Raw genomic sequence first — 16,281 nt, 5'->3', positions numbered from 1 at the left:
CTGCTCTTTAGAATCAAGCCATTCGCTTTTTATACTGCGCTTTGTTAAGGAATTCTCATGCTCAAATCAACACTGGCGGCTGTCGCAGCTGTGTTTGCTCTTTCTGCCGTTTCCCCTGCTGCGCTGGCAGCTAAAGGAGACCCCCACGTCCTGCTGACTACCTCTGCGGGGAATATTGAGCTGGAGCTGGATAGCCAGAAAGCCCCTGTTTCGGTGAAAAACTTCCTCGACTACGTGAACAGTGGTTTTTATAACAACACCACGTTCCACCGCGTGATCCCGGGCTTTATGATTCAGGGTGGCGGGTTTAACGAGCAGATGCAGCAGAAACAGCCCAACCCGCCTATCAAAAATGAAGCAGACAACGGCCTGCTGAACAAGCGCGGCACCATCTCCATGGCGCGTACGGCGGACAAAGACAGCGCCACCAGCCAGTTCTTCCTCAACGTGGCTGATAACGCTTTCCTGGACCACGGTCAGCGCGACTTTGGCTACGCGGTGTTTGGCAAAGTGGTGAAAGGCATGGACGTTGCGGATAAGATCTCTCAGGTTCAGACTCACGATGTCGGTCCATACCAGAATGTGCCGTCTAAGCCAGTCGTCATTCTCTCCGCGAAAGTGCTGCCGTAATCGTTCCCCCACACGGGCACATCTTGCCCGTGTCTTTCCACCCTCCCTGCGAAAGCGCGTTTTGCTGCTTATACTTGTGGCAAACGGACTATTCAGGGAGGCGTAGTGAAAAAACTCACCGACAAGCAAAAATCCCGTCTCTGGGAGCAACAACGTAAGGTCAATTTTCAGGCCAGCTGCCTCCTTGAAAAAGGTAAGGGTCCCGCTGAACCCGATATCGAGACGCTGGAACTGGGGCCTTCCGCACCGGGTTTACCCCATCTGTGTCTTATTCACCGCCATTTATTCCGCAACGAAATGAAAGGCGCGGGCGAGCTGCGCACCGCCGATATTTCTAAGGGCGACATTCCTTTTTGCCATTTCGAGTACATCGAGAAAGTGGGTAATGAGCTGATGGCTTCGCTGGAAAGTGATAAATATCTGGTGGGCCTTCAGAAAGCAGAGTTTACAGACAGAATCAGTCATTACTACTGTGAAATCAACATGCTACATCCGTTTATGAGCGGTAATGGCGTGGCCCAGCGGATCTTCTTTGAACAACTGGCTATTCATGCGGGCTATGTGCTGAACTGGCAGGGGATCGACCCGAACGACTGGGCAGCCGCCAATCAGAGCGGGGCAATGGGGGATTTGACAGCCCTGAACGCCATCTTTGCCAAAGTTGTGAGCGAAGCGCGGGAATCTGCGTAAAATAGGGCGGCCATTTTTTCAGGAGCCGCCATGATTCTGCTGATTGATAACTACGATTCCTTTACCTGGAACCTTTACCAGTATTTTTGTGAGCTGGGGGCAGAGGTGGCTGTCCGCCGTAACGATGAGATCGCGCTGGCTGACATTGACGCGCTGGCACCCCAGAAAATCGTGATTTCGCCGGGGCCGTGTACCCCTTCGGAGTCCGGTATCTCGCTGGAGGCGATCCGCCATTATGCGGGCAAACTGCCGATTCTGGGCGTCTGCCTGGGTCATCAGGCCATTGCGCAGGTCTTTGGCGCCACCATTGTCCGTGCCGCGAAAGTCATGCACGGCAAAACCTCTCCGGTCACGCACACCGGTACCGGCGTATTTCTGGGGCTAAACAATCCGTTAACCGTGACGCGCTACCATTCTCTGATCATTGATCCGCCGACCCTGCCGGCCTGCTTTGAGGTCACCGCCTGGAGCGAGACGCAGGAGATCATGGGCATTCGTCACCGTGAGTACGATCTGGAAGGCGTGCAGTTCCACCCGGAAAGCATTCTCAGCGAACAGGGGCACGCGCTGCTGGCCAATTTCCTTAATCGCTGAATATCTGTTGCCTTGTTGTGATTTTTTATGCATATTTTGTGATTATATTTTCACAATCAATGTGACATAAAAATGGATGGTCATGACATGGCAACTGAACAACCAGCAATTACCCGCGCGACATTCGATGAAGTGATCCTGCCGATTTATGCACCGGCTGAGTTTATCCCGGTGAAAGGGAGAGGCAGCCGCGTCTGGGATCAGCAGGGCAACGAGTATGTTGATTTCGCAGGCGGTATTGCGGTGACGGCGCTGGGCCATTGCCATCCTGCGCTGGTGGACGCGCTGAAAACGCAGGGCGAAACGCTGTGGCACACCAGCAACGTGTTCACCAACGAACCGGCGCTGCGTCTGGGGCGTAAGATCATCGATGCCACCTTCGCCGAACGCGTGCTGTTTATGAACTCCGGCACCGAAGCCAACGAAACCGCCTTTAAGCTGGCGCGCTACTACGCAACCACGCGTCATAGCCCGTACAAAACCAAAATCATCGCCTTCCATAACGCCTTTCACGGACGCTCCTTCTTTACCGTTTCCGTTGGCGGCCAGCCGAAGTATTCCGACGGCTTTGGTCCGAAACCTGCGGATATCATCCACGTGCCGTTTAACGATCTCCACGCCGTTAAAGCGGTGATGGACGATCACACCTGTGCCGTGGTGGTCGAGCCCATTCAGGGGGAAGGCGGCGTCACGGCGGCCACCCCGGAATTTCTGCAAGGGCTGCGCGAGCTGTGCGACGAGCACCAGGCGCTGCTGGTGTTTGATGAAGTGCAGTGTGGGATGGGGCGTACCGGAGACCTGTTTGCTTATATGCACTACGGCGTAACACCGGATATTCTGACCAGCGCGAAAGCGCTCGGCGGCGGTTTCCCGGTCAGTGCGGTGCTCACCACCCAGGATATCGCTTCCGCATTTCATGTGGGCTCACACGGCTCCACCTACGGCGGTAATCCGCTGGCGTGCGCCGTGGCGGGTGCGGCGTTCGACATCATTAATACGCCGGACGTCCTGAATGGCGTGAATGCGAAACGCGACCTGTTTGTGAAACATCTCCAGCAGATTGACCAACAGTTTGATGTCTTCAGCGACATCCGTGGGATGGGGCTGCTGATCGGCGCCGAACTGAAGCCGCAGTACAAAGGCCGCGCGCGCGATTTCCTGCACGCCGCCGCGCACGAAGGCGTCATGGTGCTCAACGCCGGGCCGGACGTGATGCGCTTTGCGCCATCGCTGGTGGTGGAAGACAAAGACATCGAAGACGGATTAACCCGTTTTGCCGCGGCGGTCGCGAAGATCGTCAGCGGCTAATACGCGGTTCGTTTTAACCGGCGCGTTAACCAAATCCCGTGATGCGGGCGCTGACGCCATGCCACCGACGAAATGGTGTGCATGGTGTTCAGGTGCCCGAGAACGCGCTGTAAATGCTGCTCAAGGGTGCTCATCGGCCCGTGGGTCAGCGTCTCCGGCGCTTCCAGAATGTTCGAATCCCCTGACTCGCCCGGCGCGTCATACTCCAGACGCTGCTGACAGCGCTGCAACGCAATTTCACACGACTGCAAATAGCGCTGCGCCAGATCCGTCGTCAGCATCGTGTGCTCCCGCGCCAGCGTCGTCATGGCATTGATGTGCTCGACGATAAACTGGCTGTGCGTGACCCACAGCTTCATGTCAGCCAGATAGTGCGCGTTAAAGCCCGGCTCCTGCATGGCCTGGTTAAGGGAGTTGAACAGGGCGTTATGCGCCTGGTTGACCTTCATGCGCTCGTAGGCCAGCGGAGAGGGCTGCGGGTCATCGCTCAGAATAAGACGAATGGCCTGCTGGTCAGCTTCGAGCGCGTCGTGGGCGTTCTGCCTGAGCAGCCCGCTTTGCCACTGCGGCCACAGCCAGACCATGCCGCCAAAGGCGATCAGGCAGCCAATTAGCGTATCGACCAGCCGGGCAATAATAAACTGTTCCCCGTTAAGCGTGAGCAGTTGCAGGGTATACACCGCCGTCACCGTAAAGCCCACCATCGCCCAGCCGTAGTTTTTGCGGATGATCAGGTAGCTCACCAGCGTGATTGCCAGCATACCGGCCAGGGTATAGCCTTCCGGCACGTGGAAGTGCAGCGTCACGCCCGCGATAATCAGCCCCGCCATCGTACCGCCCGCCCGATGCAGAATGCGCACCCGCGTGGCGCCATAGCCGTTCTGGGTGACAAACAGCACGGTCATTAAGATCCAGTAGGGTTTCGGCAGGTGCAGGGCCATTCCCATCAGGCTGGCGATGCTCAGCATCACACTGATCCGCGCGGCATTGCGCAGGGCGGAAGATTTCAGTGATAGATAGCTTTTGAGCGCGGGCAGCAGCGGCAGCCGTTTTTGCTTATCGGCCATCAGGTCCCGGGCATAAAGCGGGCGCTGGGTGCGTAACACCCGGGCGATGCGGCTGAAATGCCAGGCAGCAAATTGCCCGACCGGGTTATCCGCGTGCTGACGCGCAATCTTTTCCAGCGCGCCGAGCTGTTTGTCCATGTTAAAGCGCGTCGGGTAGCGGTGATAGAGGATATCGTCAGCCAGCACCCGCAGGCGGGCCGCGACGGTCTGCGCGTTCCAGCGGATCACCGCTTCCGCATGGCTGCGCTCCACCAGCTTTTGCACCTCTTCCGGATTATGAAGGCTGACGGAGATATGCTCCTGCAAATCCAGCCCGACCTGGAAGGTTCGCAGCAGCCGCTTGTATTCATGATTTTTGTTGGCGGCAAGCATGTGCAACTGCTGATAGCACTGGCTGATCAGATCCACCACTTTTTGCTGGCGCGCCAGCAGCGGCGGCAGGGATTTTTCCGGGTCGGTATGTTGAGTGAGCAGGGTGTATTTTGCTTCGCAGTATTCAGCAAGCTGCACGTAGAGCAGGCTCAGGGATTCGCGCAGCGGCTGTTCCCGCCACAGCCAGAACCAGAACCAGAACCAGTTAAACAGCCCGTACCACAGCGTGCCGAGGGCGTAGATCAGCAATGGCTCCCACACCGGCATATTGCCCGCAAGGCTTAAGGTGAAGATGGCGGCAATCAGCGACGCGGGAAGCAGGCGGGCGTGCAGCGAGCTGATTTCGGCGGTGACGCCGAGCGTCATCGCCAGCACGGTCAGGATCAACGGCAGAGGAATGTCGCGGGCCAGTAAAAGTTGTACGGCAAGGCTACAGCCGGCAAACAGGCAGCCGCCAATAATCAGACGTTTAAAAAAGCGTTTATGCGGCGTATCCAGACCGGCAATGTTGCAGCAGGCGGGCACGAGGGAAAACAGCAGGCCTTGCTGAAGATGTCCGAGGATCAGGCCCACGGCCACGGGAAGACACAGCACCAGCGTTTGTCGTAGTGCGTAGTTAACTTCCGGGTGATAGATCAGCCTGCGCCACATGAGGAGTAGAGACAAAAACGGCGTGCCACCCTGCGGCGGCACGCCGTTTGACCGAAATTAACGGGTTCCGTAGACCACGATAGTTTTACCGTGGGCAGAGATCAGGTTCTGGTCTTCCAGCATCTTCAGGATACGGCCCACTGTTTCACGGGAGCAGCCGACGATCTGACCGATTTCCTGACGGGTAATTTTAATTTGCATACCGTCAGGGTGGGTCATGGCGTCTGGCTGTTTCGCCAGGTTCAACAGCGTCTGCGCGATACGACCGGTCACGTCCAGGAAGGCGAGGTTACCCACCTTCTCAGAGGTCACTTGCAGACGGCGTGCCATCTGGGAAGAAAGACGCATCAGGATGTCAGGGTTGACCTGAATCAGCTGACGGAATTTCTTGTAAGAAATTTCAGCCACTTCACATGCTGTTTTTGCACGAACCCAGGCGCTACGTTCCTGGCCTTCTTCAAACAGGCCCAGTTCACCGATAAAATCGCCCTGGTTCAGATAAGAAAGGATCATCTCTTTTCCTTCTTCATCTTTGATCAGCACGGCCACCGAGCCTTTAACGATGTAATACAACGTTTCCGCTTTTTCACCCTGGTGAATCAGCGTGCTCTTTGATGGGTACTTATGAATGTGGCAATGAGACAAGAACCATTCGAGAGTCGGGTCTGTTTGCGGTTTGCCAAGCACCATGCGCTGTTATCCTCTGTTATAAGCTGTCACCAGAGTCATAAGATGCATCCGGACTCTGGGGTTGCAATCGAATTCTTACCCATACCTGGGAAGTCGGCTGTCGTAACGTTTCGCAGCCAGTAAAGTTTGATGTCCTCTGCATACATGTGTAACGTCAATGTATTACTGTAGCATCCAGAGTGTTTTAGCATAGCTTTCGCCGCGTGTCTCCTGGTGTCTCGCTTCAGCATGACGCAGGTCGCCTTCCGTTGCGAGAAATGTAACGTACACGTAATCTGTCATAAAAAATGCAACGTTGGAGTGAGTGAATATGCAAGCGCGTGTGAAATGGGTTGAAGGGTTAACGTTCCTGGGCGAGTCTGCTTCTGGGCACCAGGTTTTGATGGATGGCAACTCCGGCGATAAAGCGCCAAGCCCAATGGAAATGGTGCTGATGGCGGCAGGCGGATGCAGTGCGATCGACGTGGTGTCGATCCTGCAAAAAGGCCGTCATGACGTGACCGATTGTGAAGTGAAGCTGACGTCGGAACGTCGTGAAGAGGCGCCCCGCCTGTTCACGCATATTAATTTGCACTTTATCGTCACCGGCAAAGAACTGAAGGACGCGGCGGTCTCGCGTGCGGTTGACCTGTCTGCGGAAAAATACTGCTCTGTGGCGTTAATGCTGGAGAAAGCGGTAAAAATCACCCATTCGTATGAAGTGATCGCGGCTTAATTTTTGGCGGGTGGCGCTTCGCTGACCCGCCCTACAAAAGCTACAACTGCACGAACGTAGGCCGGATAAGCGAAGCGCCATCCGGCAACAGGCGTCACGCGATCTGCTTTCCTTCCATCAGCCGCTGCACCAGCGGTGTCATGATCAGCTCCATTGCCAGCCCCATTTTTCCCCCGGGCACCACTAACGTATTCATGTGCGAAATAAACGAACCCTGTAGCATCGCCAGCAGCCAGGGGTAATCAATGCCTTCCAGGTTGCGGAAGTGGATCACCACAAAGCTCTCGTCCAGGGAAGGGATGCTTTTTGCAGCGAACGGGTTGGAGGTGTCCACGGTGGGGACGCGCTGGAAGTTAATGTGGGTTCGGGAGAACTGCGGCGTCAGGAAGTTGATGTAATCTTCCATGGAGCGCACCACCGAGTCCATGACCGCCTCTCGCGAATGGCCGCGCTCGCTCATGTCACGCGTCAGCTTCTGGATCCACTCAAGGTTAACAATCGGCACCACCCCCACCAGCAAATCCACGTGGCGCGCCACGTCGTGCTGAGGCGTCACCACGCCGCCGTGCAATCCTTCGTAAAACAGCACGTCAGTCGGTTCCGGCAGCGGCTGCCAGGGCGTGAACGTGCCGGGGACCTGGTTCCAGGGCACGGCTTCATCGTAGGTGTGGAGATACTTGCGGGACTGCCCGGTACCGCTTTGCCCGTATTCACGGAAGGTTTGCTCCAGCAGGCCGAAGTCATTCGCCTCCGGGCCGAAGTAGCTGATGTGTTTACCCAGATCGCGCGCTTTGCGGATGGCCATATCCATCTCCGGGCGCGTGTAGCGGTGAAAGCTGTCGCCTTCTACCTCTGCCGCCCGTAAGTTAAGCTGGGCGAAGATCTTGCGGAAGGCGAGGCTGGTGGTAGTGGTTCCCGCCCCACTCGAACCCGTAACGGCAATAACCGGATGTCTGGCAGACATAGCAACTCCCTGACTGGAAAAGTGTAAAGATCAGCCGTGAAACGCGTTGCGGGGCATGATATTGACCGTCTCATGCAGTTCGGACCATACCAGCACCACGTCGCCGCTTTTAAGCTGGCGCTTAACATCGTTGACCTTTTGTTCAAGCGAACGTTCATGTTCACCATAATCGGTGCCTTCGCGCAAGACAAAGCTTTCAATCAGATTATCGAGCGTGTCGGGAGAGAGATCCTGCCAGGGAATAATCATTATTTACCGTCCAGATAAGCCGTTAACCAGTCGGGAATACGCGTCTCAAGCCACATTTTTGGCCGACGCAGCGTGCCGCCGACAAAGCCGACGTGTCCCCCGAATTGGGTGAGCTGATACTCCACGTTGGCCGGCAGATGATCGGGCGCCGGAATCGAGTGATGATCCATAAACGGATCATCTTTGGCGTGGATAATCAGCGTAGGTTTCGTGATTTGGTTCAGTAAAGGCATGGCGCTGCACTGACGGTAATAGTCAATCGCATCGGCAAAGCCGTGAATTTTCGAGGTGATCAAATCATCAAACTCGCGCAGGCGCTTCACGCGTTTGAGCTGTTGCAGCGTCACAGGCAGCGTATCCGGATAGGCCTTCAGCTTGCGCGCGGCGTTGGCTTTCAGCAGGTTGAGCAGGTAGCGCTGGTACACTCGCGAAAACCCCTTTTCCATATGATAGCTGCACTGCTCCAGCATAAAGGGCGCAGAGACGATCACCGCCGCATCCAGCGGTACGGCGTCGCTCTCCTTCGCCAGCAGGCAGGCCAGCATATTGCCGCCCAGCGAATACCCCACCGCTGCCGTTGGCGCCTCGCCGAAATTGTCTCTTAGCCAGCGCAGGAACCAGGTACCGTCCTCGGTTTCACCCGAGTGATAAATACGTTTCTGACGATTAGGCTCGCCGCTGCATCCGCGAAAATGCATCACTACCCCAAGCCAGCCGCGGGCTTTCGCCGCCTCAATGAGACCGTGTGCGTAAGGGCTGTGCAGGCTGCCTTCCAGACCGTGAAACACCACCAGACGGGGTTTATGTCTGGCCCGATCCGGATCTTCGCTCCAGGCGAGATCCAAAAAATCGCCATCCGGCAAATCCAGCCGTTGCCAGTGCGGGGTGAACTGTACCTTGCGGCGGATCAGGCGCGGCAGCATGGTTTGCAGGTGAGGGTTAGCCACACCGCGCATGGGCACGAACTCTGCGCTCTCTTCGGCTGCAATGTCGAAGTCTGAGGGAATGATTTGGGTCATAAGGGCGATGCTGATTCTTGTCAGAAATTAACTATACCTTCCGAATTGTACCCCGTTTAGCCCGTTTTTCCGAAACATGAACTGATCCCGATCACAAATATTTACCTTGATTATTACTCTCAGGCTAATGATTTGGCTCTACGCTTAATTGATGCCTTTCTCACCAGAGCGCACACTTTACTCAACGTTAAGCAAATCAGAATGATGTGCTGAATCAGGAGGTTAATAATGTTATCTGGGCAAACACCCACCCGGCAATGGAACACCCGACGCAGTGAGAAAGCGCGTCGTCTGGCGTCCGTACCGGTGCAGGGCAAGGTACTGCCAACCGGCGATCTTGTCGCCATGCTGGAAAAACTGATCGCACCAGGCGACAAAGTCGTTCTGGAAGGCAACAACCAGAAGCAGGCGGATTTCCTTTCCCGTTCACTGGCGGAAGTGAACCCGCAAATCGTGCACGATCTGCATATGATCATGCCGAGCGTGGGCCGCAGCGAACATCTGGACATCTTTGAGAAAGGCATCGCCCGCAAGCTGGACTTCTCCTTCTCCGGTACGCAAAGCCTGCGAATCTCCCAACTGCTGGAGGATGGTCAGCTCGAAATCGGGGCGATTCACACCTACATCGAACTCTACTCACGTTTATACGTCGACCTATCGCCAAACGTGGCGCTGATTGCCGGTTTTAAAGCGGACCGCAAAGGCAACCTCTATACCGGGGCGAGTACCGAAGATACTCCGGCGCTGGTGGAAGCCGCCGCGTTCCATGACGGCATCGTCATCGCGCAGGTAAACGAGCTGGTGGACGACGAGTGCGACCTGCCGCGTGTGGATATTCCGGGCTCGTGGATTGATTTTGTGGTGGTTGCCGATAAGCCGTTCTTTATCGAACCGCTCTTCACCCGTGACCCGCGCCTGATCAAACAGGAACACATCCTGATGGCGATGATGGCGATTAAAGGCATCTACGCTGAACACCAGGTGCAGTCCCTGAACCACGGGATTGGCTTTAACACCGCAGCGATCGAGCTGCTGCTGCCAACCTACGGCGAACAGCTCGGACTCAAAGGCAAAATCTGTAAACACTGGACCCTGAACCCGCATCCAACGCTGATCCCGGCCATCGAAAGCGGCTGGGTGGAGAGCGTCCACTGCTTCGGCGGCGAGCTGGGAATGGAAGAGTACATCCGCGCCCGTCCTGACGTGTTCTTTACCGGTGCCGACGGCTCCATGCGCTCTAACCGCGCCTTCTGTCAGCTGGCAGGTCAGTACGCGGTCGATATGTTTATCGGCTCCACGCTACAGGTCGACGGTTACGCTAACTCCTCAACCGTGACTCGCGGCCGTCTTTCCGGCTTCGGCGGCGCGCCAAACATGGGCCACGATCCGCACGGTCGTCGCCACGCCACACCGGCCTGGCTGAACATGATCACCGAGCCTGACCCGATGCAGCGCGGTAAAAAGCTGGTTGTGCAGATGGTGGAAACCTTCCAGGCGGGCGTGAAGCCAACCTTCGTGGAAAAACTCGACGCCGTTGAGGTCGCGAAAGCCTCTGGTATGCCGCTGGCGCCGGTCATGATTTACGGCGATGACGTCACCCACGTGCTGACGGAAGAGGGGATTGCTTACCTCTACCGGGCGAAAGATCTGGAAGAGCGTCGCGCCATGGTCGCCGCCGTGGCGGGTATCACCGATATCGGTCTGGGCGTTGACGCCAAACGCGTGGCGGAACTGCGCCAGAGCGGCAAGGTTGTGTATCCGGAAGATATGGGCATTCGCCGCACCGATGCCACCCGTTCGCTGCTGGCGGCCGGTAGCGTCGCGGACCTGGTGGAATGGTCCGGCGGTCTTTACAACCCACCTGCGAAATTCCGGAGCTGGTAATGAAACTTCTGCCCCAGATCCAGGTTGAAGGCGGTGCCGAATGGCTGGCGCGAACCGCCACGCAGTGTCTGATTGACGAAGCACGTTTAAGCCCGAAGCCCGGTCTGGTGGACAGCCGGGGGAACGGCGCGCACCACGATTTATCGCTTGCGCTGATGGAGCGCTCCGCTCACAGCCTGACCCCCACGTTTCAGGCGCTGGCGCAGCAGAGCTGGCAGCGTCCGGCGGATATTGCCCTCAGGCAAACCGTTGGCCGCCTGGGTCGCGAAGGTGAACGGCAGATGATGGCCGCTACCGACGGCGTGAACACGCACCGTGGCGCGATCTGGGCGCTGGGATTGCTGGTGAGCGCGGTGGCGATGCTGGGCGGCGATGCCCGGGCGCAAACCGTCGCGAACACCGCCGCTCAGCTGGCGAAGCTGCCGGATGACGCGGCGCCGAAAGTGTTCAGCAAGGGGTTACGCGTCACGCACCGCTACCGTGTACCGGGCGCGCGTGAAGAGGCTCAGCAGGCGTTTCCGCACGTTATGCAGCGCGCGCTGCCGCAGCTTCGCCTCAGCCGTCTCAACGGCAGCAGCGAAACGCAGGCCAGACTCGACGCGCTGATGGCGATCATGACCTCGCTCACCGACACCTGCGTGCTGTCGCGCGCCGGCATGGAGGGGCTGGACGCCATGCAGAACGGCGCCCGTGCGGTGCTGAACGCCGGAGGATGCGCAACCCTCGCCGGGCAGCAGGCGCTGGCGCGGTTAGACCGTCAGATGCTGGCGCTTAACGCCTCGCCGGGCGGAGCCGCAGACCTGCTTGCCGCCACGCTGTTTCTTGACCGCGCCGAAACGCCCTATTCAAAGCATTAAGAGGATGTTATGGAAAAAATCACATTGACCGTGCCCGCCAGCCGCGAAGTAAGCGGCAGGGCGCTGGCAGGGGTCGTCGGTTCCGGGGATATGGAGGTGCTTTTCACCGCCGAACCGGGCCAGACCTTAACCATTGATATCACCACCTCCGTCGACAACAGCCGCGGGCGCTGGGAGGCATTGTTCAACCGCCTGCAAACCGTCAGCAGCCTGCCCGCCGGTAAGCTGACCATCCACGACTTCGGCGCGACGCCGGGCGTGGCACGCATTCGTATCGAACAGGTTTTTGAAGGGGTGAACCATGCGTGATGACAGCAGCTTTATCGAATTAAAAGCGCGCCAGCGTGCGCAGGCGCTGCTCGACGACGGCAGCTACCGCGAACTGCTGGATCCGTTTGAAGGCATTATCTCTCCGTGGCTTGGGCCACAGGGGATTGTTCCTCAGGCCGATGACGGCATGGTGGTCGCGAAAGGGACCATCAACGGCCAGCCTGCGGTGGTGGTGGCGATTGAAGGCACCTTCCAGGGCGGCAGCATGGGCGAAGTGTCCGGCGCCAAAATGGCGGCAGCGCTGGAGCTGGCGGCGGAAGATAACCGCAACGGCATTCCGACTCAGGCGGTGCTGTGCCTCGAAACCGGCGGCGTACGTTTGCAGGAAGCCAACCTCGGCCTGGCGGCGATTGCCGATATCCACGCCGCGATCGTTGACCTGCGTCGCTATACCCCGGTCGTCGGGATTGTCGCCGGGACCGTGGGCTGCTTCGGTGGGATGTCTATCGCCGCGGCGCTGTGCAGCTACCTGATTGTGACCCGCGAAGCGCGGCTCGGCCTCAACGGTCCGCAGGTTATCGAGCAGGAAGCGGGCATTGAAGAGTATGACTCCCGCGACCGTCCGTTTATCTGGAGCATGACCGGCGGCGAAGTACGCTTTGAAAGCGGGCTGGTGGACGCGCTGGTGGGCGACGGCGTGAACGCGGTGAAAGCCGCGATGAACGAAGCCATCGCCAAAGGCGTACCGGCGAAACATCGCACCGATAACTACGACGATTACCTGAACCGTCTGACGAATTTCGACACCCGCAAACAGGCCGATGCCGAACAGATTAAAGCGCTTTTTGCCCGGGAGGTGAAATGATGACTAACTCAATTAGCCGTGGCGAACTCTGGCTGGAAACTCTGGCCCCGAACGCGAAACGTCTGGAGGGGTTATGCCCGTCCGTGCAGGCCGCAGACGGCGAGCTAAACGGTGAAACGGTGCGTTTTGTCGCCGTGGTGCCGGACGCCAACAACCACTTCCCGCGCGCGGCGCAGGGTGAAGTCGGCCTGCTGGAAGGATGGACGCTGGCAAAAGTGGTCAGCGAAACCGTCGCCGCCGACGCAGATAAAGCCGTGAAGCGCCCGATTGTGGCGGTAATCGACGTCCCAAGCCAGGCCTATGGCCGTCGCGAAGAGGCGTTTGGTATCCACCAGGCGCTGGCCGGCGCCGCTGCCGCCTACGCTAATGCGCGGCTGGCGGGTCATCCGGTGATTGGTCTTATCGTCGGTAAGGCCATGTCCGGCGCGTTTCTGGCGCACGGCTACCAGGCTAACCGTCTGATTGCCTTCAACGATAAAGGCGTGCTGATCCATGCCATGGGCAAAGAGTCTGCGGCGCGCATTACGCTGCGTACCGTTGAGGCGCTGGAAAAACTGGCTGCAACCATTCCGCCAATGGCGTATGACATCAGCAACTACGCCACGCTGGGGCTGCTTTCCGACCTGCTGGATATCAGCAATCCGGATGCCCCTACCGAAAGCGATCTGACGCGGGTGAAAACCACCCTGCAACAGGCCATCAGCGACGCGCGTCAGGACACCACGTTGAAAAACCGTCTGGGTGCTGACAACCGCCGCAGCTCGGCGCTCGTACGTGAACGTATGCGAGCCAGCTGGTAAGTAAAAAGAGACCTGCCAGATGCATCACCCCGTGGGCGCGCCCGTTGCGTCCACGCGGGAACCTGCATCCTGAAAATAATAAACATCGCGCCAGTGCTTAAACTTTTTTACTACAGGTGATTTATGACTTACGTAATTGTTCATGCTCTTGCACCGATTTTCGTCATCATGCTGCTGGGATTCTGGGCCGGTAAGGCAAAGATGGTCGATAACAAAAATGTTTCCCTGCTGAATATCTTCGTGATGGATTTTGCACTCCCGGCTGCGCTGTTCAGCGCCACCGTGCAAACTCCGTGGACCGGCATCGTGGCGCAGTCGCCGCTGATCCTGGTGCTCACCCTGGCGATGTGGATCACCTATGCGGTCATCTACTTCCTCGCGACGAAAGTGTTTAAAAAATCCCCGCAGGATGCGGCCGTGCTGACGCTTACCGTCGCCCTGCCAAACTACGCGGCGCTTGGCCTGCCGATTCTGGGCAGCGTGCTGGGCGAAGGCCCTTCAACCTCACTGTCCGTGGCGGTCTCCATCGCCTGTGGTTCAGTGTTGATGACCCCGTTCTGCCTGCTGATTCTGGAGCGTGAGAAAGCCCGCGCCGAAGGCAATAACTCGGGTTCAACGCTTTCCATGCTGCCGGTGCTGATGTGGCGTTCCATTAAAAAACCGATCGTGATGGGCCCGCTGCTGGGTGTGATCCTGTCCGCTATCGGCATCAAAATGCCGGAGCTGGTACTGGCGGCGATTAAACCGCTGGGACTGTCTGCGACCGCTGCGGCGCTGTTCCTGACCGGGGTGATCCTCTCCGCGCGTAAACTTCAGATCAACACCATGGTGATCACTTCCACTATCGCCAAGCTGCTGATCCAGCCAGCGATCGCCTGGGGTATCGTTTTAATCTTCGGTCTGCACGGCTCCGTGGCGATCACCGCCATCCTGATGATTGCGCTGTCCGCGGGCTTCTTTGGCGTGGTGTTCGGTAACCGCTTTGGCGTGCAGTCGCCGGATGCTGAAGCCGTGCTGCTGTTGAGCTCCGTACTGTGTATCCTGTCGCTGCCGCTGTTTATCTCGCTGACTTCAGGAATGTAATCATGACCACAACATTACGCCCACACGACCTCATCTGGCTTACCGCGCGCGACGCCCTGGAAGGGATTACCGAATCCTGGGTGGACGCGGCCTGGCATGCCGGACTACCGGTAGTGGTGCGGCGTGATGTTGATAATGAAGGCCGTATTCCCGTTGGCGTGCGCGGATTGCGCCGCGACCAGCGGGCGGGCGGATGGGTGAAGCCTGAGAACGTGTTGCGCGTGGTGTCGCCCGAAGATTTGAGCGTTGCCGCCGACCTGCTGCGTTCGCCGTTTATCACTCAGCCGCCGGTTCAGGTGGCGCTTCAGCTTGCGCAGCAGTCGTGGACGTGGACGTGGGGGATAACCGGCAGTACGGGTTACGCGCTGGCGACCGGCATTCCGGTGATCCACGCCGACAGCGATCTCGATCTGCTCATCCGCGCCCCGCGTGCCGTTTCCCCTGAGGCGTTTACTGGCTGGCAGGCTCAGCTCAGCCGTGCGTTGTGCCGGGCGGATACGCAGGTGGACACGCCCGAGGGCGGATTCGCGCTGGCGGAATGGTTACGCGACGGCAAAACGCTGCTAAAAACGCAATGTGGACCGCGCCTGGTGGCGGATCCATGGCACAGGGAGGAGTAATGAAAATACTGTTTACCTTTCCGGGGCAGGGCACACAGCATGAAGGTATGCTGCAAAACCTGCCGGGAACGGAGCTGGAGCAGGCCCGTGCTGTGCTGGGGGCGGAAGTTGATACCCTGGACAGCGCATGCTCGTTAACCCACACCCGTGCGGTTCAGCTTTCGCTGTTGATTGCCGGCGTGGCGTGGGCGCGCGAGCTGGAACGTCGCGGCGTGTCGCCGGATATCGTCAGCGGGCTGTCCATTGGCGCTTATCCTGCGGCGGTTATCGCCGGCGCGCTGGACTTTATGGACGCGCTGAAGCTGGTGGCGTTGCGCGGCGATCTGATGGAGCAGGCATACCCGCACGGCTACGGCCTGACGGCGATTATGGGGTTGACCCTGCCCCAGGTGGAAAACCTGCTTCAGGGGACAGGAACCTATATTGCTAACCTGAACGCCGAAACGCAGATCGTGATTGCCGGAGCCGATGACGGCATGGCGCAGGTGGCGGAGCGCGCCCTGGCAAAAGGCGCGAGCAAGGCTAAGCGGCTGGCGGTGAGCGTACCGTCGCACTGTGAACTGCTGGCGGAACCGGCGCAGAAGCTGGTGGCAGCATTTAATTCGGTCACGCTTTCACGTCCGCGCTGTGCGTACCTGAGCGGCAGTACCGGACGCGTGCTCTGGCAGCCGGAGAAAATTGCCGACGATCTGGCGATGAATATGGCGCGAACCGTGCGCTGGCAGGAGGCGGTGATTTCCGCTAACGAGCGTGAAGCGCGGCTGGCGATTGAGATGCCGCCAGGGGGCATCCTGACCTGTCTGACGCGGCAGGCGGCGTGGGAAGGTGAATCCATTTCGCTGGAGCGCAGCGGGGTGGACGTGGCGGTGCATCTGGCGGGTCGGCTTCGTGCATGAGTTTTTAGCCCGGTGGCGCTACGCTTACCGGGCCTACAATTCGGGAGTAGGCCCGGT

At 58.3% G+C, this 16,281-nt stretch carries 18 protein-coding genes; 13 read left to right on the top strand and 5 right to left on the bottom strand.

What is annotated here, in order from left to right:
• Window positions 1–57: 57 nt before the first annotated feature.
• The 4 genes from ppiA to L463_RS20540 all read left to right on the top strand — a co-directional run bounded on the left by ppiA (window position 58) and on the right by L463_RS20540 (window position 3,222).
• Complete coding sequence (gene ppiA / locus L463_RS20525; protein ID WP_000920483.1) at window positions 58–630, top strand: peptidylprolyl isomerase A; 573 nt, start codon at window positions 58–60, stop codon at window positions 628–630.
• Window positions 631–735: 105 nt separating this feature from the next.
• Window positions 736–1,320 (top strand): putative adenosine monophosphate-protein transferase Fic, encoded by a 585-nt coding sequence (locus L463_RS20530; protein WP_023295530.1) that lies wholly within the window; start codon window positions 736–738, stop codon window positions 1,318–1,320.
• Between the two features lie 30 nt (window positions 1,321–1,350).
• Window positions 1,351–1,914, top strand: coding sequence for an aminodeoxychorismate synthase component 2 (pabA, locus tag L463_RS20535; RefSeq protein ID WP_032104005.1), 564 nt, complete (start codon window positions 1,351–1,353; stop codon window positions 1,912–1,914).
• An 87-nt stretch (window positions 1,915–2,001) separates the two neighbouring features.
• Entirely contained in the window at window positions 2,002–3,222 is a 1,221-nt protein-coding gene (locus tag L463_RS20540) for a bifunctional acetylornithine/succinyldiaminopimelate transaminase (protein ID WP_023295528.1), read from the top strand.
• Here the strand turns inward: L463_RS20540 and L463_RS20545 are convergent.
• Both L463_RS20545 and crp read right to left on the bottom strand, forming a co-directional pair.
• Complete coding sequence (locus L463_RS20545) at window positions 3,219–5,312, bottom strand: YccS/YhfK family putative transporter (protein ID WP_032673072.1); 2,094 nt, start codon at window positions 5,310–5,312, stop codon at window positions 3,219–3,221. The two genes, L463_RS20540 and L463_RS20545, sit on opposite strands and share 4 nt — an antisense overlap.
• A gap of 57 nt (window positions 5,313–5,369) precedes the next feature.
• The gene (gene crp, locus L463_RS20550) at window positions 5,370–6,002 is read right to left on the bottom strand and encodes a cAMP-activated global transcriptional regulator CRP (RefSeq protein ID WP_000242758.1); all 633 of its coding nucleotides are present in this window, start codon (window positions 6,000–6,002) and stop codon (window positions 5,370–5,372) included.
• A 310-nt stretch (window positions 6,003–6,312) separates the two neighbouring features.
• On the opposite strand from crp, the gene L463_RS20555 reads away from it, so the two are divergent.
• The gene (locus tag L463_RS20555) at window positions 6,313–6,717 is read left to right on the top strand and encodes an OsmC family protein (RefSeq protein ID WP_015571423.1); all 405 of its coding nucleotides are present in this window, start codon (window positions 6,313–6,315) and stop codon (window positions 6,715–6,717) included.
• Window positions 6,718–6,811: 94 nt separating this feature from the next.
• Here L463_RS20555 and L463_RS20560 read toward each other — a convergent pair whose 3' ends face one another.
• The 3 genes from L463_RS20560 to L463_RS20570 are packed head-to-tail and all read right to left on the bottom strand — an operon-like array spanning window position 6,812 to window position 8,949.
• Window positions 6,812–7,681, bottom strand: a complete 870-nt coding sequence (locus L463_RS20560; RefSeq protein ID WP_003861663.1) for a phosphoribulokinase — start codon at window positions 7,679–7,681, stop codon at window positions 6,812–6,814.
• Window positions 7,682–7,711: 30 nt separating this feature from the next.
• Window positions 7,712–7,930 (bottom strand): YheU family protein, encoded by a 219-nt coding sequence (locus L463_RS20565; RefSeq protein WP_014171926.1) that lies wholly within the window; start codon window positions 7,928–7,930, stop codon window positions 7,712–7,714.
• On the bottom strand, window positions 7,930–8,949 hold the full coding sequence (locus L463_RS20570) for a hydrolase (protein WP_017693875.1): 1,020 nt from the start codon (window positions 8,947–8,949) through the stop codon (window positions 7,930–7,932). The genes L463_RS20565 and L463_RS20570 overlap by 1 nt, the downstream gene beginning before the upstream one ends.
• A 228-nt stretch (window positions 8,950–9,177) precedes the next feature.
• Here L463_RS20570 and mdcA point away from each other — a divergent pair, with 228 nt between their 5' ends.
• From mdcA to mdcH, 8 genes are all read left to right on the top strand, one after another.
• Window positions 9,178–10,833 carry a malonate decarboxylase subunit alpha gene (mdcA, locus tag L463_RS20575; protein ID WP_015571421.1) on the top strand — a complete coding sequence of 552 codons (1,656 nt, stop codon included), beginning with the start codon at window positions 9,178–9,180 and terminating at the stop codon, window positions 10,831–10,833.
• Window positions 10,833–11,690 (top strand): triphosphoribosyl-dephospho-CoA synthase, encoded by an 858-nt coding sequence (locus tag L463_RS20580; RefSeq protein WP_032103998.1) that lies wholly within the window; start codon window positions 10,833–10,835, stop codon window positions 11,688–11,690. The genes mdcA and L463_RS20580 overlap by 1 nt, the downstream gene beginning before the upstream one ends.
• Before the next feature lie 9 nt (window positions 11,691–11,699).
• Entirely contained in the window at window positions 11,700–11,999 is a 300-nt protein-coding gene (gene mdcC / locus L463_RS20585; RefSeq protein WP_000411786.1) for a malonate decarboxylase acyl carrier protein, read from the top strand.
• A complete protein-coding gene (locus L463_RS20590; RefSeq protein WP_017384167.1) occupies window positions 11,992–12,825 on the top strand; it encodes a biotin-independent malonate decarboxylase subunit beta in 834 nt (277 codons plus the stop codon). Before mdcC ends, L463_RS20590 begins: the two co-directional genes overlap by 8 nt.
• Window positions 12,825–13,625 carry a biotin-independent malonate decarboxylase subunit gamma gene (mdcE, locus tag L463_RS20595; RefSeq protein WP_032104009.1) on the top strand — a complete coding sequence of 267 codons (801 nt, stop codon included), beginning with the start codon at window positions 12,825–12,827 and terminating at the stop codon, window positions 13,623–13,625. The genes L463_RS20590 and mdcE overlap by 1 nt, the downstream gene beginning before the upstream one ends.
• A gap of 123 nt (window positions 13,626–13,748) precedes the next feature.
• On the top strand, window positions 13,749–14,708 hold the full coding sequence (locus L463_RS20600) for an AEC family transporter (RefSeq protein WP_000222846.1): 960 nt from the start codon (window positions 13,749–13,751) through the stop codon (window positions 14,706–14,708).
• Window positions 14,709–14,710: 2 nt separating this feature from the next.
• The gene (locus L463_RS20605; RefSeq protein ID WP_023295525.1) at window positions 14,711–15,328 is read left to right on the top strand and encodes a malonate decarboxylase holo-ACP synthase; all 618 of its coding nucleotides are present in this window, start codon (window positions 14,711–14,713) and stop codon (window positions 15,326–15,328) included.
• A complete protein-coding gene (mdcH, locus tag L463_RS20610; RefSeq protein WP_032103997.1) occupies window positions 15,328–16,224 on the top strand; it encodes a malonate decarboxylase subunit epsilon in 897 nt (298 codons plus the stop codon). The genes L463_RS20605 and mdcH overlap by 1 nt, the downstream gene beginning before the upstream one ends.
• Window positions 16,225–16,281: the final 57 nt, after the last annotated feature.

The sequence above is a fragment of the Enterobacter sp. BIDMC 27 genome (assembly GCF_000534415.1).
Classification (GTDB): Bacteria; Pseudomonadota; Gammaproteobacteria; order Enterobacterales; family Enterobacteriaceae; genus Enterobacter; species Enterobacter hormaechei_C.
This window is presented reverse-complemented; position numbering and strand designations above follow the sequence as displayed.